The 23,166-nt window shown below is 43.6% G+C and carries 22 protein-coding genes; 16 read left to right on the top strand and 6 right to left on the bottom strand.

The window, feature by feature from the left end; all coding sequences use genetic code 11:
- Window positions 1–105: 105 nt before the first annotated feature.
- From DUN60_RS06645 to DUN60_RS06620, 6 genes are all read left to right on the top strand, one after another.
- Window positions 106–912 (top strand): ABC transporter substrate-binding protein, encoded by an 807-nt coding sequence (locus DUN60_RS06645; RefSeq protein ID WP_114633553.1) that lies wholly within the window; start codon window positions 106–108, stop codon window positions 910–912.
- Between the two features lie 231 nt (window positions 913–1,143).
- Window positions 1,144–1,842 carry an ABC transporter permease gene (locus DUN60_RS06640; protein WP_017068184.1) on the top strand — a complete coding sequence of 233 codons (699 nt, stop codon included), beginning with the start codon at window positions 1,144–1,146 and terminating at the stop codon, window positions 1,840–1,842.
- A gap of 10 nt (window positions 1,843–1,852) precedes the next feature.
- A complete protein-coding gene (locus DUN60_RS06635) occupies window positions 1,853–2,572 on the top strand; it encodes an energy-coupling factor ABC transporter ATP-binding protein (protein ID WP_114633552.1) in 720 nt (239 codons plus the stop codon).
- Window positions 2,550–3,134 (top strand): molybdenum cofactor guanylyltransferase MobA, encoded by a 585-nt coding sequence (gene mobA, locus DUN60_RS06630; RefSeq protein ID WP_114633551.1) that lies wholly within the window; start codon window positions 2,550–2,552, stop codon window positions 3,132–3,134. Before DUN60_RS06635 ends, mobA begins: the two co-directional genes overlap by 23 nt.
- Window positions 3,134–4,951: a bifunctional molybdopterin-guanine dinucleotide biosynthesis adaptor protein MobB/molybdopterin molybdotransferase MoeA gene (locus DUN60_RS06625; protein ID WP_114633550.1), complete on the top strand. Its 1,818-nt coding sequence runs from the start codon at window positions 3,134–3,136 to the stop codon at window positions 4,949–4,951. The genes mobA and DUN60_RS06625 overlap by 1 nt, the downstream gene beginning before the upstream one ends.
- 299 nt (window positions 4,952–5,250) lie before the next feature.
- Entirely contained in the window at window positions 5,251–5,517 is a 267-nt protein-coding gene (locus tag DUN60_RS06620; RefSeq protein ID WP_004733780.1) for a DUF2960 family protein, read from the top strand.
- 196 nt (window positions 5,518–5,713) lie between these two features.
- Here the strand turns inward: DUN60_RS06620 and nagK are convergent, their stop codons facing one another.
- Entirely contained in the window at window positions 5,714–6,622 is a 909-nt protein-coding gene (nagK, locus tag DUN60_RS06615) for an N-acetylglucosamine kinase (protein WP_004733781.1), read from the bottom strand.
- A 163-nt stretch (window positions 6,623–6,785) separates the two neighbouring features.
- Window positions 6,786–7,532, bottom strand: coding sequence for a tRNA-uridine aminocarboxypropyltransferase (locus DUN60_RS06610; RefSeq protein ID WP_017080483.1), 747 nt, complete (start codon window positions 7,530–7,532; stop codon window positions 6,786–6,788).
- Window positions 7,533–7,600: 68 nt separating this feature from the next.
- On the opposite strand from DUN60_RS06610, the gene DUN60_RS06605 reads away from it, so the two are divergent.
- Window positions 7,601–8,404 carry a sterol desaturase family protein gene (locus DUN60_RS06605; protein WP_114633549.1) on the top strand — a complete coding sequence of 268 codons (804 nt, stop codon included), beginning with the start codon at window positions 7,601–7,603 and terminating at the stop codon, window positions 8,402–8,404.
- A 277-nt stretch (window positions 8,405–8,681) separates the two neighbouring features.
- Here DUN60_RS06605 and DUN60_RS06600 read toward each other — a convergent pair whose 3' ends face one another.
- The gene (locus DUN60_RS06600; RefSeq protein WP_114633548.1) at window positions 8,682–10,727 is read right to left on the bottom strand and encodes a methyl-accepting chemotaxis protein; all 2,046 of its coding nucleotides are present in this window, start codon (window positions 10,725–10,727) and stop codon (window positions 8,682–8,684) included.
- A gap of 104 nt (window positions 10,728–10,831) precedes the next feature.
- On the opposite strand from DUN60_RS06600, the gene DUN60_RS06595 reads away from it, so the two are divergent.
- Window positions 10,832–11,317 (top strand): C40 family peptidase, encoded by a 486-nt coding sequence (locus tag DUN60_RS06595; RefSeq protein WP_017083653.1) that lies wholly within the window; start codon window positions 10,832–10,834, stop codon window positions 11,315–11,317.
- 114 nt (window positions 11,318–11,431) lie between these two features.
- Here the strand turns inward: DUN60_RS06595 and DUN60_RS06590 are convergent, their stop codons facing one another.
- Window positions 11,432–11,776 (bottom strand): DUF3802 family protein, encoded by a 345-nt coding sequence (locus DUN60_RS06590; protein ID WP_004733787.1) that lies wholly within the window; start codon window positions 11,774–11,776, stop codon window positions 11,432–11,434.
- Between the two features lie 619 nt (window positions 11,777–12,395).
- Between DUN60_RS06590 and DUN60_RS06585 the strand changes: the two genes are divergently transcribed.
- Complete coding sequence (locus tag DUN60_RS06585; RefSeq protein WP_054547752.1) at window positions 12,396–13,262, top strand: fructosamine kinase family protein; 867 nt, start codon at window positions 12,396–12,398, stop codon at window positions 13,260–13,262.
- Window positions 13,263–13,355: 93 nt separating this feature from the next.
- Complete coding sequence (locus tag DUN60_RS06580) at window positions 13,356–13,559, top strand: CPXCG motif-containing cysteine-rich protein (protein WP_114633547.1); 204 nt, start codon at window positions 13,356–13,358, stop codon at window positions 13,557–13,559.
- 185 nt (window positions 13,560–13,744) lie between these two features.
- Here the strand turns inward: DUN60_RS06580 and DUN60_RS06575 are convergent, their stop codons facing one another.
- Window positions 13,745–14,353, bottom strand: a complete 609-nt coding sequence (locus DUN60_RS06575; protein ID WP_114633546.1) for a riboflavin synthase subunit alpha — start codon at window positions 14,351–14,353, stop codon at window positions 13,745–13,747.
- A 426-nt stretch (window positions 14,354–14,779) separates the two neighbouring features.
- On the opposite strand from DUN60_RS06575, the gene DUN60_RS06570 reads away from it, so the two are divergent.
- Entirely contained in the window at window positions 14,780–16,150 is a 1,371-nt protein-coding gene (locus DUN60_RS06570; protein WP_004733791.1) for an MATE family efflux transporter, read from the top strand.
- A 118-nt stretch (window positions 16,151–16,268) separates the two neighbouring features.
- On the opposite strand, the gene DUN60_RS06565 is transcribed toward DUN60_RS06570, so the two are convergent.
- Window positions 16,269–17,111 carry a DNA ligase gene (locus tag DUN60_RS06565; RefSeq protein WP_114633545.1) on the bottom strand — a complete coding sequence of 281 codons (843 nt, stop codon included), beginning with the start codon at window positions 17,109–17,111 and terminating at the stop codon, window positions 16,269–16,271.
- Between the two features lie 311 nt (window positions 17,112–17,422).
- Here DUN60_RS06565 and DUN60_RS06560 point away from each other — a divergent pair, with 311 nt between their 5' ends.
- The 5 genes from DUN60_RS06560 (at window position 17,423) to DUN60_RS06540 (ending at window position 23,039) form a co-directional block, all read left to right on the top strand.
- Window positions 17,423–17,752, top strand: a complete 330-nt coding sequence (locus DUN60_RS06560) for an STAS domain-containing protein (protein WP_004733793.1) — start codon at window positions 17,423–17,425, stop codon at window positions 17,750–17,752.
- Window positions 17,753–17,814: 62 nt separating this feature from the next.
- Entirely contained in the window at window positions 17,815–18,651 is an 837-nt protein-coding gene (locus DUN60_RS06555; protein WP_114633544.1) for an OmpA family protein, read from the top strand.
- Window positions 18,648–20,747, top strand: a complete 2,100-nt coding sequence (locus DUN60_RS06550) for an SLBB domain-containing protein (RefSeq protein WP_114633543.1) — start codon at window positions 18,648–18,650, stop codon at window positions 20,745–20,747. The genes DUN60_RS06555 and DUN60_RS06550 overlap by 4 nt, the downstream gene beginning before the upstream one ends.
- Window positions 20,747–21,436 (top strand): P-loop NTPase family protein, encoded by a 690-nt coding sequence (locus tag DUN60_RS06545; RefSeq protein WP_065205216.1) that lies wholly within the window; start codon window positions 20,747–20,749, stop codon window positions 21,434–21,436. The genes DUN60_RS06550 and DUN60_RS06545 overlap by 1 nt, the downstream gene beginning before the upstream one ends.
- A 610-nt stretch (window positions 21,437–22,046) precedes the next feature.
- Window positions 22,047–23,039 (top strand): ABC transporter substrate-binding protein, encoded by a 993-nt coding sequence (locus DUN60_RS06540; RefSeq protein WP_065205217.1) that lies wholly within the window; start codon window positions 22,047–22,049, stop codon window positions 23,037–23,039.
- The last annotated feature ends 127 nt before the right edge of the window (window positions 23,040–23,166 follow it).

The following is a 23,166-nucleotide window of genomic DNA, read 5'->3' as shown; positions in this document are numbered from 1 at the left end:
TAGATTTCTAATTACAACAATTAGCGTCTTATGCACATGCCCTTTTTTGAGCCCTTTAAAACTGAAGGCATGTCATTCATTTATAACAGAATGGACATAATAATAATGAAAGCAATTCCCATAACTATTGCAGCTCTATCTATCGTCAGTTACACGGCTAGCAGCGCGGAAGACACCACCCATATCAAATTGGCAACAACCACAAGTACCTACCACTCAGGTCTACTTGACTACTTATTGCCTGAGTTCGAAAAAGATTCTGGTATCAAAGTTGATGTTCTAGCGGCGGGTACAGGTAAATCACTTCGTATGGGTGAGAATGGCGATGTAGACCTAGTGATGACTCACGCACCAAAGGCTGAAGCGAATTTCGTTGAACAAGGTTACGGGGTTCTACCTCGCAAGCTGATGTACAACGACTTTGTCATTGTTGGTCCTCAAAGCGATCCGGCGAAGATTGAATCTCAAAAAGCAGTGACTGATGTGTTCAAAGCAATCGCGAACAATAACGTGACCTTCGTTTCTCGTGGTGACGACTCTGGTACTCATAAGAAAGAGATGGGTATTTGGGCACAAACTAAAATGGAACCAAACTTCGGTGGTTATCGCAGTGTTGGTCAAGGCATGGGCCCTACTCTGAACATGGCGTCAGAGATGCAAGGCTACACCATGACAGACCGTGGTACTTGGTTGGCTTACCAAAACAAATTGGATCTTAAAATCCTTTTCCAAGGTGACAAGAACCTGTTTAACCCTTACCAAGTGATTCTTGTTAACCCAGAACGCTACCCGAGCATCAACTACCAAGCTGCGAAAGTATTCAGTGACTGGCTGGTTAACCCTAAAGGTCAGAAATTGATTAACGACTTTAAACTGCACGGCAAGCAGCTGTTTGTTGCGAGCGCAGAATAGTTTGTTGCGAGCGCAGAACAGTTGGTTGTAAGCAATGAGTCGTTGGTTGTAAGTAAAGCGTAGCGTTGAAGGTCTAGCCAAAACCAACAAGCACTACACTTAGCTAAACAGTTAACGAAACACTCTTAAAAACAATAGCTGGCCAATTCAAGCTCAAATAGTTTGTGTCAGCTATGATTAACATCAGTCATTACCGATAAAGACCTATTATCGATTCACACGAGATACTTCATGACCCTATGGCAAACAACGATTGATGCAATGAACCTACTAGTGAGTTTTGACCACGAATTGTGGAAAATCGTCGCGGTATCTTTCAGCGTATCTTTGTCCGCCATCTCATTAGTGATTGTTCCTGCAATCCTTATGGCTTTCTTATTGGCTTATACCGAGTTCCCCGGGAAGTGGGCATTGTTATCGGTGATCAACACCCTGCAAGCTATCCCAACCGTGGTTATCGGTTTGTTGATGTACATGATGCTCTCTCGTTCTGGCCCACTCGGTGATTGGGAATTACTGTTCACCCAAAAGGCGATGATTCTAGGTCAGATGCTGATCTGTTTCCCAATCCTAGTCGCGATGATGCACGGCGCTCTCCAAGCCAGTGACCGCCGAGCAGTTGAAACGGCGCGCACGCTTGGTGTATCAACAACACGTGTGGCATGTACCTTAATTTGGGAAACGCGCTTCCCTCTTTTAGCGGCAACTATAGCTGCCTTCTCTCGTATCGTCACTGAGGTTGGTTGTTCAATGATGGTCGGTGGCAACATTATGGGGATGACAAGAAACATCCCAACAGCTATCGCTATGGAAAGCCACAAAGGCGCATTCGCTCAAGGCGTCGCCCTCGGTATGGTGTTATTAGCATTGGCATTAGCCCTTAACTTTTTCCTTTCCAGTGTGAGAGGAAAAGGCTATTTAAGAACTTAGGAACGCTGTCATGAGTATAAAAATAACAACGCAGCAAATTTCAATGCGCTACAAAGAGCGTGTTTTGTTCCATATTCCCGAATTGTCGATCGGCCCCAACGATGCCGTTTATCTCAAAGGAGATAATGGTGTGGGTAAAACGACCCTACTTAAAATATTGTCTGGATTGATTCAGCCAAGCTCTGGCCGCATTAAGTCTCCGACACAAAGCTGGCAGCAGATCTTATTCCCTAGGCTCAAGTTCAAAGACATTATCTACCTGCATCAAACCCCCTATCTTTTTGATGGTTCGGTGTACCAAAATGTCGCTTATGGCATTCGCTTTAACAAAGAGAGCCAAAAAGATAAGCGAGCTCAAATAATTAATGCGCTGAGAATGGTAGGTTTAGAAACCTTGGCAGATGAACACATTTCTGTGTTGTCTGGTGGTGAGCGTCAACGCGTTGCAATGGCACGAGCCTGGATTCTTAAGCCGTCAATCTTGCTTATGGATGAACCAAGTGCCTCTTTAGACAAAGAATCTATTGAAAGATTGGTGATAATGGCCGAAGATCTTCTTCAAAGAGGCGCGAGTTTAGTCATCACTAGCCACCAAACTAACGCGTTAACCGACTTATGTAAGAAGCAATGGTGGATCAAAGACAATACTTTGACCGAATCGCCGCTTCTGCAAGTTATTCAGAAAGATAAAGCACAAGAGAATATTTATGCTGCTTCCAACGCAAACTAGTTGGGTTATTTTGGCTGGCGGACAGGCCAGCCGCATGGGCGGAAAAGATAAAGGACTTGTTGAGCTCAACGGTTCTCCGCTTATTCAATACGTTATAAACAAGCTGTCACAGCAAGATGTCAGCATCACTATCAATGCCAACCGTAACTTAGACAGTTACCAAGCATTTGCTCCGGTTGTTTCCGATTCCTTCCCTGACTATCCAGGTCCATTGGGCGGCATTCATGCTGGCCTTAAAAACGCGAGTACAGACTGGGTCGGCTTTGTCCCTTGCGACAGCCCACAAATCAGTGACGACCTTGTTGAGCGTTTTTGTTCTGCAGTTAAAGAAAACAGCGACATTCTTGTCGCGCATGATGGCGAATTTAAGCAACCTGTATTCACCCTATTCCACAAACGTGTTCTGCCAAAGCTAGAAGCGTTTTTGGAGCGTGGTGATCGTAAAATCATCTTGCTATACAAAGAATGTGTCACGGAATATGTCGATTTTAGCGATTCTCCTAACTGCTTTGTTAATCTGAACACGCCAGAAGAACTCACCCAATTCGGAACGCTTCAATAATGAAAGATTCAAAACAACGCCCTAACCTTCCTCTATTGGGCTTTGCTGCTTATAGCGGTACAGGCAAAACGACCGTACTTGAAGCTCTGCTTCCGCTGTTGACTGATGCGGGTTTAAAAGTGGGTGTTCTTAAACATGCACACCACGATTTTGATGTCGATAAGCCGGGTAAAGACAGTTACCGCTTACGTAAAGCGGGCGCGAATCAAATGTTGATCGCTTCTCGTAACCGTCACGTGATGATGACAGAAACGCCAGAAGCCGAAGCTGATTTTGATTACCTTCTGACACGTTTCGATACCAACACGCTGGACTTGATTCTGGTTGAAGGCTGCAAGAACATTGCTTTCCCTAAAATTGAATTGCACAGAGATGAAGTCGGTAAACCTTGGTTATACCCGAACGATGACAACATTATTGCCATTGCTGCAGACAGCCAAGTGGAATCCGAACTGCCACAAATGGCGATCAGTGACTTAGAAGCGATTCGTGATTTCATTATTGAATATGCTCAGTCGTTTGACGGTTCCTCGAAAATAAGCGAAACCGCTTCTTGTTCGTCTTCAAGAGACAACACGCCCGCAGTGTGTTGTGATTCGTTCTCTCCTGCTGGTTTAACCGTTACTCAAGGCCAACAAAAGATTGTTGATAGCATTGACGCGCTCGACCTCACAGAGAGTGTTGAACTATTGCAGGGCTATGGTCGTGTTTTGGCTGAAGATATAATCTCGCCAATCAATGTGCCTCAAAACACCAACTCAGCAATGGACGGCTACGCAATTCGTAGTGAAGATTTAGAACTGGATAGTTACCAACTGGTTGCTGAAGTTATGGCTGGTCACAGCTACGAGCAAACTGTTCAACAAGGTGAAGCCGTTAAGATCATGACGGGTGCACCAATGCCTGAAGGCGTTGATGTTGTTGTGATGCGCGAACAAGCCGTCCAAGATGGCGATAAGGTTAGCTTCCCAGGTGCGAAAATCTCAATTGGACAAAATGTCCGTATGGCTGGTGAAGATTTAGAAATCGGCCAACCTGTCTTTACTCGTGGTACACGCATCGAAGCACCTGAAATGGGCATGATGGCGTCGTTAGGTTTTGGTAGCTGCCCTGTTCTACGTAAGGTAAAAGTCGGTGTGTTCTCTACGGGTGATGAAGTTCAAGCACCGGGTAGCGAGCAGAAGCCGAACTCTATCTACGACTCGAACCGTTTTACGATCATCGGCATGCTTCAAAAGCTAGGTTGTGACATTGTTGACTACGGCATCATTGAAGATGACGAACAAAAGATGATGGATGTACTTCACGCTGCGTCGTTAGAGACCGATATGGTTCTGACTTCAGGTGGTGTGTCTGTCGGTGATGCTGACTACATCAAACTCGCATTAGATAAGCTGGGTGAGATTAACTTCTGGCGCATCAACATGCGTCCGGGTCGCCCTCTTGCTTACGGCAAAATTGAAGACAAACCTTTCTTCGGTTTACCGGGTAACCCAGTTGCTGTGATGGTGTCGTTCATTAACTTTGTAGAGCCAGCGATCCGTAAGCTACAAGGTCAAACCAACTGGACACCAGTTAAAGCGAACGCGGTAGCGACCGAACAGTTGCGTTCACGCCAAGGTCGTACCGAGTTCAGCCGTGGTGTGTTCTCGATGAATGAATCGGGTGTGCTTGAGGTGAAAACGACGGGTAAGCAAGGTTCAGGTATCCTGCGTTCAATGAGCGAAGCAAACTGTTTAATTGAAATCTCACCAGCGGTTGATACGGTGAAAGTTGGTGAGACAGTGACGATCATTCCTCTGCAGGGGCGCGTTTAATTCAAAGCTTAATCAGCTAAGTTGACTTACCAGATCTTTAATTAACTTAGCTGCTTTTTAATCGACTTAGAAGCGCTCTTTGCCAGAACATAGATGAAGCCTCTTCTATCGAGCTTTCGATGTTACGGGGCTTTCTTTTCGTTTCGTAAAAGACAACCAGTTCGTTCCTTAAAAGACAGAAAGCTTAAATAGCGATAGGCCTGAAGAACGATAATCTTAAGATTTTTTATCATAACCTTGAGCCACGTACTGTTTTTATGTAGAGTGCGCGCAAAGTAATAATTCTATTGGAGAGCATCATGGCTCGTACCATTCTGTACACTTACAAAGACGAAGACAAAGAGTTACTGTTTTCGAAACAAGAACACCGCACGATCCAAGAAGCTGTAGCTGCAGCTGAAGGTATCGACATCACTGAGTATCTAAAAACTGAGCAACAGCTTGAGTTTATTTCTGATACTAAAGCGGTTCGTAACTACCAAGACAACTATTTCCGTAAGCTAGGCTTCACTAAGCTTACGTTGAAGCAAAAAGACAACCTTGGTGTTGGAAAAAAGAAGAAATAAGCCCTCTGGCTTCTTTTTCTCGATCTGTAGTTTCTAGCTTTGCGTTTTGACTTGAGAACTAAGAAGTTAAGAAATTAAGAGCTAAAGAAACGAAAACACTGAACAATAAAAAATGCCGCAACCTCTTTTGAGATTGCGGCATTTTTATTTATGCTTTTAACTATCTAACCTTAATTCGCTTAACGGTAAGTAACGATTACTTAATGTTAAGGAATGCTGCGCCACGAACGCCGCCTGAATCACCGTGCTTCGCTTTGATGATCTTTGGACATTTCGCTACAGACAATAGGTATTTAGGAACACGCTTTGGCATCTCTTCGTAGATAAGTTCGAAGTTTGAAAGTCCACCACCTAGTGCTACGACATGCGGGTCAAGTGCAGTAAATAGGTTTGCGAAACAGATAGCCAATAGCTCCATGAAACGGTCAACGTGCTCAGCTGCTTTTGCTTCGCCTTCGTTGTACGCTTGGATGATTTCAATCGCTTTCTTTTTCTCACCGAAGTAGTGCTCATAAATCAGTTCAAAGCCGCGACCAGATAGGTAGCTGTCTAAACAACCTTTCTTGCCACAACCACAGCCTAGTAACGGTGCGTTGTCGCCAAGGTGGAACCATGCATCAATAGGAAGACGCATATGGCCGAGCTCGCCAGCAACGTGGTTACGTCCTGAGAATACTTTGCCATCAAAAACCAAACCACCACCAAAACCAGTACCTAGAATTAGGCCAGCTACTGATGGTTCATCTTTCAGTTCATCGTCCCACGCTTCAGACAGCGCAAAACAGTTCGCATCGTTCTCGATTTTAACACTACGACCAATCAACGCTTCTAAGTCTTTGCGTAATGGCTTACCTGTTGAAGCCGGTACGTTAACAACAAGCATGGTGCCGTCGTCCGCATCTTCCATACCAGGAAGACCAAGGCCAATTTTGCCTTCGCAAGAGAATTCGCTATCGTACTTTTTGACCAAACCGGCAATCGTATCAAGTAGCAGTTGATAATCTTCAGTAGGCGTTGGTACGCGTTCGGTTGCTACTCGCTCAAGTTTTTCATTGAACGCACCAAACTCAATTTTTGTGCCGCCAACATCAAAGCCGTAATACATGAAATCTCTCCAATTTTTCCCTAAATTCGGGCAAATAAAATTTTTAAATTAAACAACTAGGAAGCATTATCCATAACACTCCCCCTACAAACCGTGATAGATAACAAACTTATCTCGTGTTCGAATCTGTTTGAACAACAAGTCAGCACAAAGCGGTTAAAGGTTAGAGTGACGTCTCACTTTTAGTATGCTCTATGAAAGCATTCAGGCTTGGTTTGGTTGGATCCGATTTATAACGTGTCTTACTCAACATGTAGCTTTCACGAAATGCTTCAAACCATAGCTGTAAAGTCTTAGCGCCCTGCTCTTCACCGGCTTGTTTCAAAACTAAGCTCGCGACTTCGGCCGTTGATAGATGTTGTTCGTTGTCTGACTTACGCATCATGTATTGAGAAACCGATTCCGGTTCAATCGACAACACCGGTAAATCTTGCAGATACTCTGAACGACGGAAGATACGTCGTGCTTCGCGCCAACTGCCATCAATGAAAATCAGCAACAGTGTTTTGTTTGGGTCACGCATTTGTGGCAGATCTTGAACTACGCGTGTTTTGTCGTCGGTATAGTCTTCAGGGAATACGATCACAGGTTGGTATTTGTCATCTTTGAGGACATCCAACATCTCTTGATTTGGCTCAGTACGATGCCAAAGGTAGGCGTAACTGTCTTTAACCGTATCAACAATCAAACGGCCAGTGTTACTTGGCTTTAAGATTTCGTTGTCTGACAAGATCAACATAGTCGCGACGTTCGTATCAACGTTAGGTTGATGCTCACAGATACAGCTGTCTTGTTTGATTTTACAGAATTCACATCGCACGACTTTACACCCGCGCGCATTAAACGGTTTGGTAGCAATGGACAAACGATGTTGATATAAACGGTGAAAAGCGTGGATTCTCATGGACAATAACGATAACTCTAGAAAAGTGGCACGATTGTACTTACAGTGTCCTTAGAATGATAGAAGGAATTCCCATGCAAGACCCATCACTGCTTCGCCTTGTTTGTTTTATTGTCGTTTTTGGATTGTGTGCGCTTTGGGAATACCGTTTCCCGCGTAAAACACTGACTCAAAGCAAATGGTTTCGTTGGGGGAATAACTTTGCGTTGGTTGCTTTGAACAGCTTTCTATTAGCCACTCTAATTCCTATTGCAGCATTCCAAGCGGCGGTCATTGCGCAAGAAAACCAATGGGGTCTGTTCAATACCCTGTCACTTCCGAAAGAACTCACCATTCTGATCTGCGTATTACTGTTAGATTGCGCCATTTACCTGCAGCACTTGGTGTTTCACCGTGTTCCTTGGTTGTGGAAGCTACATCGAGTTCACCATGCGGACCTAGATATCGATGTCACAACCGGAACGCGCTTTCACCCTATTGAGATGATTCTTTCAATGCTCATCAAAGTGAGTTTGGTAATCGCACTTGGTGTCCCTGTCATTGCGGTCGTGATATTTGAAATTGTTCTTAATGCGAGTGCGATGTTTAACCACAGTAATGCACGTCTTCCGCTGTGGATGGATAAGCGATTGAGAAAAGTGATTGTGACCCCAGACATGCACCGCGTTCATCACTCGGTTATCGTGAAAGAAACCCACTCAAACTTCGGTTTCTTTTTATCTGTGTGGGACATCTGGTTTAAGACTTACCGCGCTCAACCAAAGCTTGGTCACGATAACGTTCAGATTGGCGTTCCAGAGATTCAAGATGGTAAAGAACAACGGTTAGATCTGATGCTACGTCAGCCATTTACTCAATTCCCGACGACGAAAAACTAGGTTTGAATTCGTTTGAGGCTCAAGCTTATCTTGAGACCAAACTTATCTTAATAACGAAGTTAGCTTAAATACAAACTTAGCTGAATGCCAAAACAAAACGCCCTTAGATTCTTGTGAGAATTTAAGGGCGCTTCTGTATCGATAGTCGTTATAAGCGTAGTTAGTGATTAAGTGCTGTTAGTGCTTAAGCTCTTGCGCACACTAACTTAACTATCACGCACGTTTATTTGAGCACGCACGTTTATTTGAGCACGCTTGTTTATTTGAGCACGCTTTTTTATTTCAGTACATATTTATGAAGCATAGCTTGTTGGTGCCCTGCTATCTCACCAACTTGCTCTGAACTCTCGATCATAGATTCAAGTTGCAGCTTAGTATTCTCACCCTGCTCAGACACGCGAGTGATAGAATGCGTTACATCGACAGTCGCACGGGCTTGTTGTTCGGTTGCCACCATGATTTGTTCAACACGGCCTTTGATCTGGCTAACCGCGAATTCGATTTTCTCGAAGGCTTGTTTTACATCGCCACTGGTTTTCAGTGCATTCGCCATTTCGCTTCTCGATTCTGTTACAGAAGCACGTGAGCGATCAGCCGCCGCCACCAATTCGTTCATCATATTACGAATATTAGTGGTTTGCTGAGAGGTACCACTCGCCAGTTTTCGTACTTCATCGGCAACCACGGCAAACCCGCGACCTTGGTCCCCTGCTCGCGCTGCTTCTATTGCGGCATTCAATGCGAGTAAGTTGGTGTTTTCAGCAATACCACTGATCACGTCAACCATTTCACGAATCTGTTTAACGCGAATATCCAAGTCCGTCATCGATTCTTGATTCAGGCTAAGAGATTGCTCAAGTGCTTGTAATCGCTTCTGATTTAGGCCGATCACTTGGCTACCATTAACTGATTCGTTTTCTGCTATCTGCGCGTCGTCATTCGATGCGTTAGAGATACGAGCAATCTCACCAATGGACGCTTCAAGTTCTGTAATTGTGGTGATCATATTCTGTAGCGATTCGTTCTGCTCATTCAAGCTTGAATTGGTTTGCTCTGCGGCGTCATGGCTTACTTCAGCCGTTTGATAAAGCGTTTCACAGTTACGCGTTACTAAACGAACCGAGTCCGCGGTGGAATTTACGACCGTATTTAGTTTCGAAGTAATAACCTGTAGCTCTAGCGGCCCCAGTAGTTCACTTTGTTTAGAGAAATCATGATCTGCCAGCGAACTCAGTTGTTGAGTAATGTTTTTAAGCCCTTTATTCATCCAGCGACGTAATACAAACCATGAGAGCACGATGATTATGGCTATCACTAGCCCGCTGATAAACAACACACGATCAATGTTGGTGATGGTTTGATTTACAACGAGTTCACTTTCATCAATCAGTTGGGAGGCTGTAGAAGACAACTGATTCAGTGTGCTGATGACGGTATTCGCTAGGGTGATGACTTGCGTTAAGTTTTGCTCTTGCTGCTGAACCAGTTCGAGTTTCAAGAGGATTTGTTTGATTATCCCTTGCTCGGTGAAGCCTTCTTTAACCATCTCGTAAGGCGCCGTCAAGCTCGCGAACTCAGCAATGTCTGGGTGCCAATCGGCAAAATCGCTGTAAGCCAAGTTAAGGCCTGCGATTCGGTTTCTCAATTGACGGTATTCGTCTTGTGCTTTATCAATGTCAGATTGCATCATCAACATCAAGAAGGTGTTCGCCATAGCAGACGCACTGGATGTAAATCGGTTCGCTGCATCGCTCGCTTCTGGGTTGTCTTCAACCAAGAATGAGCTGATTCGGTTCATTTCTGGTCCGATAGATCCAACGCCATAACGGAACTCGCCCATTTTACTGTCGATCAGATTTTGCTTACTTTGAATCTCAATCTGCGCCAGCAATACCGTATTAGTCATGGTTTGCAGTTGCGCCATATCATCAATAAGGTTTTGTTGTTGCTCTAAAGAGATCGCATCAGGAAAAGATTGGGAGATAAAAAGGAGTTCCTCAAGCGTGGTATTACTCTCTGTTGCGAGTTGGTCAATTGAAACCCTTGTCGAATTCAGCGCATCTAAGTCGGTTGACTGGGTGCTATAGGTGAGAAGTTTTACTTGCTCTAATACGCTTTGCGTTAATTCGGCATTGTGTAAAGCAAGGGGTAAAGCTTGTTCTGAAAGTGCGTCAAAATGTCCTCCGACTCGTTCAACTCCCCGAATGCTAACCAATGATAAAAAACTAACGAGTAAAAGAATGGAAATAAATACAGCAGTGACGGTTTGAATGAGCGAGAATGTATAACGTGAGGGTTTTATTGATAAATTTGTGTCGGGCATGTGAAATCCAGTTTGACTACGAAAAGAGATATCCTTAAGTTAGTTCGTATACTAGAAGTCCTTGATGACGTTTTTATTTCAGTTTTTTGTCAGAAGAGTTACATATGAAATTCAGAAAAATGGCTGTAGTTACAATAACTTTAGCAACATTGGCTGCTTGTAGCTCGTCACCATCGCCTTCTCAGCTTAGTCAAACCGCACAGAAACCCTTATCAAAGTCAGAACAATTGACTACAAACGCTTATATGAGTGTGTATGAACAGTGGAAAGGTGTGCCATACCATTTTGGTGGAACATCATTTCGAGGCGTAGATTGCTCCGCTTTTGTTCAAATTGCCGTGCAAAATGCGACACAACAAGCCCTACCGAGAACCACAAAAGATCAGAGCAAAAAGGGAAAAGAAATAGCGTATGGTCAAGCAACAAGCGGTGATTTGGTATTTTTCAAAACATCGATGACGGTACGACACGTAGGTGTGTATTTAGGAAATAATCAATTCCTACATGCTTCGACATCGAAAGGTGTCATCATATCGAGGTTGGATAACCCTTATTGGGCTTCTAAGTTTTGGCACTTTAGGCGTTTATAGCGGTTTAAAGTCTTAACCGCTAAACGAAGTCACTTTTAAAGCTACGACGTAAACGCCTATCATCGTGAACATAATCATCGTGAAAAAATGACTAATGAGGAAATGGACAAATAGTTAGTCGTATTTAGCAACAGCAGAATCAAATAGATTCTTCACTAGCGCGATGTATTCATCTAGAAATACAATTTGCTCGTTGGTCGCTTTCTTAGCCCATACACCCGCTAATACTTCGCCTAAATCCGCTACCACAGCATCGGCTTCTTTCAAAAGTTGAAAACGAACACTCGAATGCAACTCTGGATTTTGCTCAAAAATAGCCATGATGTTTGTTGAAATCATGTCTGTGATGATGTCTTCAACACTCTCATTGCCTGTATCGCCATTACTATTTGTAAAGACATCCAGATTAAACGATAAGTGCTCGATCAGAGCCAAATAGCCATCGGTTTCTACAACCACAATAAATCTCCGTTTTAAGCTCAAGAGCAGATTAATACGTACTTGCTTAATACTATGTAAATGAAGCGATTTGTCATCACTTTATTACCAAAAACCGTATTAAAATGATCCTAGTTAGTGTTTCAGCTTAAATATTAAACCAATAGCTGAATATATACGTGTCGCTAGATGTCTGTTGGTCAAGATACTTGCAGACTCAGCACGCCATCATTACTCGGCTCTTAAAGAGTTATAGAGAGCTAGCTAGCAAGTTGAGATGATCACGTGCCCTATCGTTAACTATAGTCGTTTCAACCTACTCTAATAGCACATTTAAGTTGATGCGTAGACAATAACAAGCTCCAACTACTTTTCCAGTTTGTTTCGACCAAAACCGTTTCGATTGTGAGGCCAGTTCCAAACAATTCTATAACTTTGCCTTGCCAATTTCTGTTTGTATTTCAAAGAGCTTGAATCAGCCCGAGTTCACAAATCAGCCAATTGCTTCTACATAAGATCAAGAACAGATAAGAACATTGACGAGTACGTCTATAAATTGCTCAAATTTATCCTAAACTATGGCTAACAAACAGTATTTCTAACCTTCAATTTTTTAACTTTCAGTCTTTGAGGATTTCCTATGTGGCAGGCCATTTCTCAACAACTTTCAGATACTCTTCTATTCAACTTTCAGATTACTGAACGTACCAAGGTTTCTGGTGGTGACATTAACGATTGCTATATGATTAGCGATGGTAATGAACGCTACTTCGTAAAAGTGAACCAGCGAGAATTTTTACCTAAGTTTGAAATCGAAGCTGAGAACTTACGCTTGTTAAGAGAAACTTCCACCGTTTATGTGCCTGAGTTGGTACTGATTGGTAAAACCAAAGAATGCTCATTCATTATTCTCAATTACTTGCCAACTAAGCCGCTTGATACAGGTAATAACAGCTTTGATTTCGGCGTGCAGCTTGCTCAGCTTCATAAATGGGGCGAGCAAAAAGAGTTTGGTTGTGACCAAGATAATTATATCGGTAGTACGCTTCAGCCTAACCCTTGGCATAAGAAATGGGGTCGCTTTTTCTCTGAGCAACGCATCGGCTTCCAACTGCAATTGCTAAAAGAGAAAGGCATTGAATTCGGCGATATTGATGACATCGTTGATGTGGTGAACATGCGTCTTGCTGGCCACAATCCTCGCCCTTCTTTACTTCATGGTGACCTATGGAATGGCAACGTAGCGAATTCAGCCTTTGGGCCAATCTGTTACGACCCCGCTTGTTATTGGGGCGATCATGAATGTGACTTAGCGTTAACGGAATTGTTTGATGGGTTTCCAAAAGAGTTTTATGAAGGTTACCAGAGCGTCAATCCACTCGACGTTGGCTATACTGATCGGAAAGACATTTACAACTTGTACCATCTTCTTAACCACTGCAATCAATTTGGCGGCGAATATTTAGCACAAACTGAGGCGTGTATTCAGAAGATACAGGCCGTTTAATACCAATCACAGCTAGCTGTTGCGATCTATACAAGCTACTGCGATCTTTAAAGCTAATACGATTTGGACAAGATACAGTGAGGAGAATTAGCCATGCATAAATACACAGAGAAACATGTCTCGTGCCCCCACTGTGGGCATGCAATCAGCATAATGCTCGATGCTTCTAATGGGAACCAAGATTTTTATGACGATTGTCCGGCGTGTTGCAATGCCATTCATCTCGATATGCAGGTAGATGAAGTCAGAGACAGAATTAATCTCTCGATTGATGCAGACGACGAACAAGTCTTCTAACACCTACTCTCTTGTCGAGTTGGAGCTACGCTTCGATTTAGAGCTTCCCCTCGATTTTGAGGCTAGCCTAGAAAAACACAAATAGACAAAAATAGAAAAAGAGCACCTAATGTGCTCTTTTTTAATATCTTCGACTTTTACTTGGTGTCGCTTTGGGGGCAAATGCTATTGATAAACCGTCACTACTATTTCTGCTTTGCTAGTACGCGTTCAACAGTATCAACAATCGCTTGTGTTTGAGGATCAAACTCAATGTTTACTTGGTCGCCTACTTCACGGCCGCCAAACAGAGTGCGATTCAGCGTTTCTGGGATCAGGTGAACAGAGAAGCGGTTATCTTCCACTTCACCGATTGTCAATGAACAACCATCAACGCCGATGTAGCCCTTGCTCAACACATACTTCATTGATTCTTGCGGCAGCTCAAACCAAAGCGTACAGTTATTTTCTGTCTTAATCACATCAACGAGGTTAGCCATCAGAGTAATGTGGCCAGACATACTATGTCCGCCAATTTCGTCACCAAACTTTGCTGCACGCTCAACATTCACTTTGTCACCAACATTCAGTTGGCCCAAGTTCGTCAATCGCAATGTGGCTTGCATTAAATCAAAAGCAATCTGATTGCCCGAAATTTCCGTTACCGTTAAGCAACAACCGTTATGAGCTACTGAGGCACCAATTGCTAATCCCTCAACCATTTCATCTGTTAACTCAATGGTATGAGTCTGAAACAGCTCTTTTTTGTTTATTGCAACCAGTGTTGCCATGCCTTGAACGATACCTGTAAACATAAGATTCCTATTTAGCATTCTAGGGCGTGTTGACCTTTCGCGGTTAAATTTTGTTCGAGATAAAAGCGTTTTAATCGCGGCGAGGGGGAAGTAGCCTAGCATCCTAAGCAAATCTCCCTCAACAAAGAGTAAAACGCTTTTAGCCGAACCCTTCGGGCAGCGTTTGCTGGTCATTTATACTACGTTATCGGCTTCTCATGTAGGCTAGCTACACATCAAAGCCTCTGCCTTGTATTAATACCCAGCAATTCGCTGCAAAAATCAGCTCGAACGATCAACACGCCCTAATAACAGTTTTTCATAGCAGTTATTGTGACATTTCTTTATGATTCGTCCAGTGGAAGCTTAAGATCATTGCCTCTGATTCCTTCAGAATGTCCTTTCCTACACTATTATTCTAATTTTCCCTCTTATTTGGAGTTGTTTGTGCATCGTTACAAAGAAGAATCCTCGAATCTAATCAAACTTGCGACCCCAGTATTGATCGCATCTGTTGCACAAACTGGAATGGGTTTTGTTGATACCGTGATGGCCGGTGGTGTAAGTGCTATCGATATGGCAGCGGTTTCGATTGCAGCAAGTATCTGGCTACCATCAATCTTATTTGGTGTAGGTCTTTTGATGGCGTTGGTTCCTGTTGTTGCACAACTGAACGGTTCAGGCCGCCAAGTCAAAATCCCATTTGAGATTCAGCAAGGTGCATTTTTGGCACTCGTCATCTCGTTACCTATCATTGGCGTGCTGTTCCAAACGCAGCTGATATTGGAATGGATGGACATTGAGCAACTCATGGCAGATAAGACCATCGGCTATATGAACGCGGTGATGTTTGCTGTGCCTGCGTTTTTGCTGTTCCAAACATTGAGAAGTTTTACGGATGGCATGTCTTTAACTAAGCCTGCCATGGTGATCGGTTTTATCGGCTTGCTATTAAACATTCCGCTAAACTGGATGTTCGTATACGGGAAACTTGGAGCCCCTGCTCTTGGTGGTGTTGGCTGTGGCGTTGCAACGGCTATCGTCTATTGGGTGATGTTTGCACTGTTGTTCGCTTATGTTTTAACATCAAAGCGTTTGGCTAAAATCAACATCTTCGGGACGTTCCACAAACCTCAACTTAAAGCTCAAATTCGTTTGTTTAGACTTGGTTTTCCAGTTGCTGCCGCTATCTTCTTCGAGGTCACGCTATTCGCTGTGGTTTCCTTATTAGTTGCCCCATTAGGTTCATTGGTTGTTGCCGCACACCAAGTCGCGATTAACTTCTCTTCTCTCGTATTTATGATTCCAATGAGTATCGGTGCCGCCGTGAGTATTCGTGTTGGCCATAAGTTGGGTGAAAACAACACTGAAGGTGCGAAGATCGCAACACACGTGGGTATCATCGTCGGTTTGGTAACCGCCTTTATGACAGCGGCATTAACAGTATTGTTTAGAGAGCAGGTTTCGTTACTTTACACGGAGAACACGGCAGTAGTTACCGTTGCAATGCAATTGCTATTGTTCGCTGCGGTTTATCAATGTACCGATGCAATCCAAGTTATCGCTGCAGGTGCTTTGCGTGGATACAAAGACATGCGTTCGATCTTCAACATTACCTTCGTAGCGTATTGGTTACTTGGTCTTCCTATCGGCTACATCTTAGGAATGAAAGATTGGATTGTTGAACCTATGGGCGCACATGGCTTCTGGATTGGTTTCATTGTCGGCCTAACATCAGCTGCCATTATGCTGGGTATGCGTTTGCATTGGATGCATAAACAAGACGATGATGTTCAGCTAGAATTTAGCTCTCGTTAGATTCGTACTCGCTAAACCGGTATCGCCGTTATTACATACAAAAAGAGCTCTGATTTTCAGGGCTCTTTTCGCTTACGGCTGTAAATAATTTAGGGGCGATTAGTTTATACTCAGGAGATTAATACTCACTCTTTTCTCGAACAAAGCGCGCAAACTTGGGCTTTCCGTTTTGCGTAAAGCCGTTATACCGGAAGGTGATTTGACTGCCAATTTCAGGCGGTGCAAGTCTCATCTGGTCACTGAACCCGCTTCCAATATAAAATTCAACACCCTCTTCTGTGTGAACCAAAATCGAACCCATCATCCCTTTATACTTCCCTGTTCCGCCTTTGTAACCAATAACCGTGGCTTCTGCATCGTGATGCCTTTTAAGCTTTAAAAGGTCATTACTTCGACCGGCTTGATAGCGACTGGTGATCTTACGAAGCATCAAACCTTCACCATTACTCTCATCGACATTATCGAGTTGATGGAAAAGAGCTTCTTCATTGTGAATCGGTACATGTTCGATGTAGCTGACATGGGGTTCTCCAATCGTGCTTACCCAATGCAAGATGTTGTAATAGCGCTTTTGATAATCACCAGCTGCCCCTGGCATATCAAACAACATGAAATCTATTTGGCGCCACGCTACGTCACTAGGCGTATGATCAAGGACGGTAGATTGGACTAAATGGAACTTACCTCTTCCTGCCCACAACTCCCCTTCGAGATGTACCTTAGGCAAGTTTTTTGTAAACCACTTCGGTGAGTAAATGCGATTCCCGTTTCGAGTATAAAGGTGTTGTCCGTCCCAAAGAGCCCGAATCCCATCAAGCTTTTCACTCTTCCAGTATTCAGAAACATCAATGCCTTGCTGGTATGTATTGGCGAGTACCAAATGGTCGGGAGGTAAATAGGATGAATGAGAAGAAAGCGAACACGCCCATAGAGTTGCTATCGCCAATTTAGTTAATCTCATCATCTGCTCCGTATTGATATCTGTAGTGGTCAACAAACGCCTTTAATCCTAAGCGTTCTGACACGTAGGTAGACAACCTTTGCTAGAAGATGCGATCCACACATCAACCTTATTTAACTTTCAATTTCATTCATATAATTAATGACTTATGGGTCTCAAATGTTCACCCATTTTTAGTTCTCATATTGAGAAACCGACTTTCTCAATATGAGATAGAGATTAGCGTTTTATTTAAGTTATTGAAAAATATAAACATAAAAGTTGGCATATTCAGTGCAATTGTCCATACATACTCAAAAGGAGATATCGCTATGGAACTACGTAAGATTGATTTAAATACAACGACACTGACTCTTTCTATTTTCGGTGATTTAGATGCAGCAGGTAGCCGTGATGCTCAGACCGATATTGACGATGTAATCTCAAATGATGGCCACCCTGAAATCGAAGTTGATTTTAGCCAAGTTGAGTTTTTAGACTCATCTGGTGTTGGCGCGATTGTTTACATGTTCAAACGCCTAACTGAGCGTGAGCGCAACATGCGACTTGAAAATGTGACTGGCCAGCCTCTTGAAATTATGAACTTGCTACGTATTGGCCACGCTATCCCAGTAAATTCAAAAAATCCTACAAATTCATGAAGATCCACTAAGCTAGAAGTAACAAAACATAATAATAAAAAGTAAAAACATAGGACGTTGGCATGAAAATACTGAAAAACTACATAGCCCTTTCTCTGTCTGCTTTGGTTCTAGGTGGCTGTACTAGCTACCCTGAACAAGGCACCGGCGGTTTGGCTGAAAGTTATGACTCTATTAGTTATCAAAATTCTGACTTTTCTCCTGTGATGCCAGACGAACCTCTTGGTCCTGAACACGGACTACGTTTTGATTGGCAACTGGCTAAATTACATCTTGATGCCTTGATTCAAGAAGGCGCCCGTTGGTGCTTCCCCGCTGCTGTTGTGCAAGCGATAGAGAAGCAAAATCGTATCGCTCGTGAACTGCAAGGTGGCCTGCTTCTAGATGCGGCCAACGACCTAGTCATTCAAAGAAAACGCTTAAATGAACTTGAAGTCCAACTGGACTATGTGACCTCACAAGCCCGCTGTGAACCACCAAAAAATGAAAACCAATTTAGAATGCAATTGTCGGTTATCGAACAGTTGTACGACCTGCTTAACGTTGACAACCAATTCGCAGAAAACTCTACCGAAGTCAATCCCAAGTACATGGGACGACTTGCCGAGGCGACCACACTATTGAAAGAGCATAAATCTCTAGACCTTGTAGTTACGGGTCATGCCGATGCCACGGGTACCGAAAAATTTAACGATGATTTGGCACTTGGACGTGCTAAACAAGTCGAACGCTACCTGACTATTTTTGGCTTAGGTGCTCAGCGAATCAAGGCAGTATCTGTTGGTGAAACCGTCCCCCTTTTTGAAGGTGAGTCAGACGGCACTCGTTTAACGAACCGTCGAGTAAGTATCGAAGTTATCTCCCCTAAAAATGCCGAGAAGATGGGAGGTGGATTATGAAATCATTGCTCGCTTTTATCATCACTCTATCGTTATGCTTTACGAATGTCGTGAATGCGAGCGAAGAGTTTTCAGACGCGGTTCAAGTCGGTGACCTTATCCAAGTTAACGTACCCGGTGAAAGTACGTTAAACACAGGGTTCCAAGTGGATAAACGTGGCCGCATTACACTTCCTGAAGTTGGCGCCGTATTTGTTGCCGGTTATGACAGTGAGCAGCTTAACAAAGTCGTTCTAGAATCACTGGCAACCGCTTATAAAGATCTTTCGAATGCTTCGGTGTACGTCAAAGAACAACAAATCATTATTTACGTTCAAGGTTATGTAGAACAGCCTGGCGAATACACACTGTCATTGGGCTCTAGCATCCAAATGGCGCTTTACGCAGCCGGTGGATTACGTCCGGGAGCACAACTGGACAAATTGATTCTTAAGCGAGGCGCGGACAAGAAAGAGTTTAACTACAAACGTTTCCTTGATTCAGGTGACGAATCAACGCTACCTACTCTGCAATCACTGGATTCGCTTTTTGTTCCAGCATCGCCATTAGTAGGCAATATTGAACAAGAGTTCGACGCTGCCAAGCTTGCTAACTCTGGTGATAGTGCTGACTCTCGTAATTCAATCAAAGTATTTGGCGAGGTCAACGCACCGGGTTCGTTCACTTATAAAGAGAGCACCGATCTTGTCGACGTACTAATGCGCTCGGGCGGTGTGACTCGTTATGCCAGTGTTGAGCAAATACGAGTAATTTCAAACAACACGCCTACGCTATTCAACCTTAAACGTTATTTAGATTCTGGTGACGAAAGCCTACTTCCAATCTTACGCCCGGGTGCAACCATTTTTGTGCCGAAGCAAGAAGAAGAGATCAAATCCGGCGCAAACATGGTTTACGTCATGGGTGAAGTTGCCGCTCCCGGTGCTTTTGAAGGAAAAAGAGACGCCACCTTCATGGATATCCTTGCGAATGCTGGCGGTCCGACTCGATTTGCAGAATCGCGCCAAATACGTGTGATCAAGGCGGATGGCAGAGTCCTTAAATTCGATTTAGCGGCTTACACAGAAGGTCTACCTAATTCTAACCCACCGAGCATTAAAGCCGGTGACGCTATTTTCGTTCCAGAGAAAACCGACATGAACGAGAAGTCCTGGTTGAAAATTGCGCCAGATAGAGCGGTTAACGTTATCGGTGAAGTAAACCGACCTGGTCGTATTGAATGGTCAGATGAAATGAACTTCATGGGATTATTGGCTCACGTCGGCGGTCCTACGTTACGAGCGGACACCTCAAAAATTGAAGTTGTGACGGGTAGAAAGATGGTTGTGTTTAATCTTGATGATTTCATCAGAAATGGCGCGCCACGAGATCTAATGCCGCAAATTCGAGCAGGCTCTATCGTCCGTGTCCACGACTTACCACAAGACCCTTCAGACAATAAATCTCAATGGGTACGTCAAAGCTCTGATGCTTCGATCTATATCTTTGGACAAGTGAATGCACCGGGTCGTTACCGCTTCACCAAAGACATGCACTTCCTTGATATCTTGTCTGCGGCTGACGGCCCTACTAAGGATGCCGATATACACAACGTTCGTGTCACGCATCGTGATAAAACCTACTCTAAAGTAAGCAAACTCAATCTTTCACTGTACTTTGAAACCGGTGACGAATCATTACTGCCCAATGTAACCACCGGTGACACCATTTATATCCCAGAGAAAGGTAAGAACTGGTTAGACACACCGAAAGAAGAAACAGTTCGTGTGCTTGGTGCGATTAACAACCCAGGTCGCTATGTGTTTAACGACAACATGACCATTCTAGATATATTGGCAGAAGCGGCAGGCCCTACTGACAATGCTTACGTAGAGAAAATTACCATTGTGAATATGTCTTGTTGCCAAGGTCAAGCTCGTACCTTCGACCTTGTTGAGTTCAGCAAAACAGCCAATATTTACAACTTACCGGTGCTACGCGCTGGTGACACCATTTACATCCCAGATCGTCGTGAAAGCTTTATCGAAAAAGCACGTGTCGGATTAGATGACATACTACGTATTACGACCACCATCGTACTAATAGGAGCTTTATAATGACTATTTCAGCAACCCATGCCGAAGTCGAGCAACTGTATTTAGCTTCTGAACTTAACGGACAGAAATCGATTTGTGTGACGGCCTGTCACTCAGGTGACGGGGTAACCTCTGTTGCAACTGCATTAGCGGAACGTTTTCTTCTTGCTGGTCACTCCACGCTTTATGTTGACCTCAACTTATACAACCCCGCTTTCAAAGATTTGAACATGTTAGAAGACAGTCAACAGGGGCAGTTAATAGAACATGTTGAGTCTCACCGGATGTTCATTGGTGTCCCGGCACCTCAAGTGGCATCAACACAGCTTGCTTATAAAGACCCGACAACGCTACAAACAGTAGTGAACAAATGGTTAGAGAAATACGATAGAGTCATCATTGATACCTCACCGCTTCTCAACATTAACAAAGGGAATATCCCTGCACAGTCTGTTGCGAGTGCCTGTGACAGCACATTGATGGTTGTCGCCTATGGTGAAACGTCAACTCACCACCTAGAACAAGCGAAAAAGCTGCTTGATGCACAGAGTATCAACCTAATGGGTAGTGTGATGAACATGAAACAAACTCCTAGCTTTGCACAAGAGTTGGTAAGACAAATCAATCGAATGAAATTCCTTCCAACTAAACTTCGCGATAGCTTGGCAAACAAGCTGTATCAAAATGAGTTTTTAAACCTGCCGATGTAACTTTTTCGTGCCACTATAGCTTCTTGTACAACTATAGCTTCTTGTACAACTATAAGTTTCTTACGCAACTGTATGGCTGTCATTGATACCATGACAGCCACCTATCCTATTAAATTTCATGCCGTGACAGCTCTAAATACCCCAAAACCAAATTGGGTGTTTTTGGCGAAATTATTATTGAAAATAAGATTTTAAAAACCATTCAACGCATTTCACACACGCCAACCATGGTCTTACCACCTTTAAATCCCTTCAGAAATCAACAGCCCTATGCCTAACTTTAGCGGTAATGTGACACAGACGGTTAAAGTGCCATGTAAATCGCATCAAAGATGGAATTCGTACGATTATTCCCTAAGATTATAAATAGAGGTGGTTTTTGACGAATTTGTAATAGTTTGACAAAGTTATCCGATGGCTGTTGAAACACAGTGGATAAATTGGCAAATCACACTTCACTGACTTTGCACGTTTATCTATTCAAACTTCACCCATCCCTCCTTCTGCTCAAATGGTTCAAATACACGGAAAGGATCACCATCGAGCAATTTAGATAATCAATTTACCTTGGTTACCTTAGTTGTATTATTAAAGAGAAAGGAAACTCAATATGAAATACAAGTTAAGCTCCGTATTTTTGTTAGTAGCAGCAGCCAGCGGTAATGCTAACGCTGGAGAATGTGGCAGCGTAACAATCGCAGATATGAACTGGAACTCTGCAACACTGATCGCCAATATCGACCAATTCATCCTAGAACATGGTTATGGGTGTGATGCTGAACTTATCCCTGGCGACACCATGCCAACAGGCACATCCATGATTGAAAAAGGTCAGCCTGACGTTGCACCTGAGCTTTGGAGCAACAGCTTAAAAGATGCATTGGACAAAGGTGTCCAAGAAAAACGTCTTCGCTACGCAGGTAAAGCACTTGTGAATGGCGGTGAAGAAGGCTTTTGGGTTCCAGCTTACTTAGTTAAACAATACCCAGAGATGGCAACCATCGAAGGTGTACGTAAAAACGCTAGCTTATTTAAGCACCCTGAAGACCCAGATACATCAGCATTCTACAGTTGCCCAGCAGGCTGGAACTGTCAGATCAGCGCCGGAAACTTGTTTAACGCTCTTGAGCTGGAAGACAGTGGTTTCACGATTGTTGATCCAGGCTCGAGTGCTGGCTTATCTGGCTCTATCGCAAAAGCTTATGAGCGCGAAGAAGCTTGGTTTGGTTACTACTGGGCGCCAACTGCCGTTCTAGGTAAATACGACATGGTTAAAGTTGACTTTGGCAGTGGTGTTAATGAACAAGAGTTCCTAACTTGTACCACTAAAGAAGACTGTGATTCACCTAAAGCGACCATGTACCCGCCTTCACCAGTGCACACAGTCACTACAGAAGACTTCGCATCGAGAGCACCAGAGGCTTACGACTATTTCACTAAACGTGGTTTCACTAACGACAAAATGAACTCACTTCTTGCTTGGATGGAAGACAACCAAGCGGATGGTGAAGAAGCGAGTATCCATTTCTTGAGTGAGTTCCCGGAAATATGGCACCCATGGGTTTCTCAAGAAGTCGCTAAGAAAGTTGAAGCAGAGCTGTAAGAGCTTGGTTTAATAACAAGCAATTACGCTTCAATAATACGGAAATAACGTCGCTATACTTGATGTTATTCATGATTCGGAGCCCTTTTCATAGGCGATTACCTCATCGCATGAACAAGTGGCTCCG

Source organism: Vibrio splendidus, from assembly GCF_003345295.1.
Classification (GTDB): domain Bacteria; phylum Pseudomonadota; class Gammaproteobacteria; order Enterobacterales; family Vibrionaceae; genus Vibrio; species Vibrio splendidus_K.
This window is presented reverse-complemented; position numbering and strand designations above follow the sequence as displayed.

Excerpts from the sequence above, each read along its gene's own strand:
- DUN60_RS06645 (WP_114633553.1), top strand. The coding sequence starts at position 106 with ATGAAAGCAATTCCCATAACTATTGCAGCTCTATCTATCGTCAGTTAC.
- DUN60_RS06640 (WP_017068184.1), top strand. The coding sequence starts at position 1,144 with ATGACCCTATGGCAAACAACGATTGATGCAATGAACCTACTAGTGAGT.
- DUN60_RS06635 (WP_114633552.1), top strand. The coding sequence starts at position 1,853 with ATGAGTATAAAAATAACAACGCAGCAAATTTCAATGCGCTACAAAGAG.
- mobA (WP_114633551.1), top strand. The coding sequence starts at position 2,550 with ATGCTGCTTCCAACGCAAACTAGTTGGGTTATTTTGGCTGGCGGACAG.
- DUN60_RS06625 (WP_114633550.1), top strand. The coding sequence starts at position 3,134 with ATGAAAGATTCAAAACAACGCCCTAACCTTCCTCTATTGGGCTTTGCT.
- DUN60_RS06620 (WP_004733780.1), top strand. The coding sequence starts at position 5,251 with ATGGCTCGTACCATTCTGTACACTTACAAAGACGAAGACAAAGAGTTA.
- nagK (WP_004733781.1), bottom strand. The coding sequence starts at position 6,622 with ATGTATTACGGCTTTGATGTTGGCGGCACAAAAATTGAGTTTGGTGCG.
- DUN60_RS06605 (WP_114633549.1), top strand. The coding sequence starts at position 7,601 with ATGCAAGACCCATCACTGCTTCGCCTTGTTTGTTTTATTGTCGTTTTT.
- DUN60_RS06600 (WP_114633548.1), bottom strand. The coding sequence starts at position 10,727 with ATGCCCGACACAAATTTATCAATAAAACCCTCACGTTATACATTCTCG.
- DUN60_RS06595 (WP_017083653.1), top strand. The coding sequence starts at position 10,832 with ATGAAATTCAGAAAAATGGCTGTAGTTACAATAACTTTAGCAACATTG.
- DUN60_RS06585 (WP_054547752.1), top strand. The coding sequence starts at position 12,396 with ATGTGGCAGGCCATTTCTCAACAACTTTCAGATACTCTTCTATTCAAC.
- DUN60_RS06580 (WP_114633547.1), top strand. The coding sequence starts at position 13,356 with ATGCATAAATACACAGAGAAACATGTCTCGTGCCCCCACTGTGGGCAT.
- DUN60_RS06575 (WP_114633546.1), bottom strand. The coding sequence starts at position 14,353 with ATGTTTACAGGTATCGTTCAAGGCATGGCAACACTGGTTGCAATAAAC.
- DUN60_RS06565 (WP_114633545.1), bottom strand. The coding sequence starts at position 17,111 with ATGAGATTAACTAAATTGGCGATAGCAACTCTATGGGCGTGTTCGCTT.
- DUN60_RS06560 (WP_004733793.1), top strand. The coding sequence starts at position 17,423 with ATGGAACTACGTAAGATTGATTTAAATACAACGACACTGACTCTTTCT.
- DUN60_RS06555 (WP_114633544.1), top strand. The coding sequence starts at position 17,815 with ATGAAAATACTGAAAAACTACATAGCCCTTTCTCTGTCTGCTTTGGTT.
- DUN60_RS06550 (WP_114633543.1), top strand. The coding sequence starts at position 18,648 with ATGAAATCATTGCTCGCTTTTATCATCACTCTATCGTTATGCTTTACG.
- DUN60_RS06545 (WP_065205216.1), top strand. The coding sequence starts at position 20,747 with ATGACTATTTCAGCAACCCATGCCGAAGTCGAGCAACTGTATTTAGCT.
- DUN60_RS06540 (WP_065205217.1), top strand. The coding sequence starts at position 22,047 with ATGAAATACAAGTTAAGCTCCGTATTTTTGTTAGTAGCAGCAGCCAGC.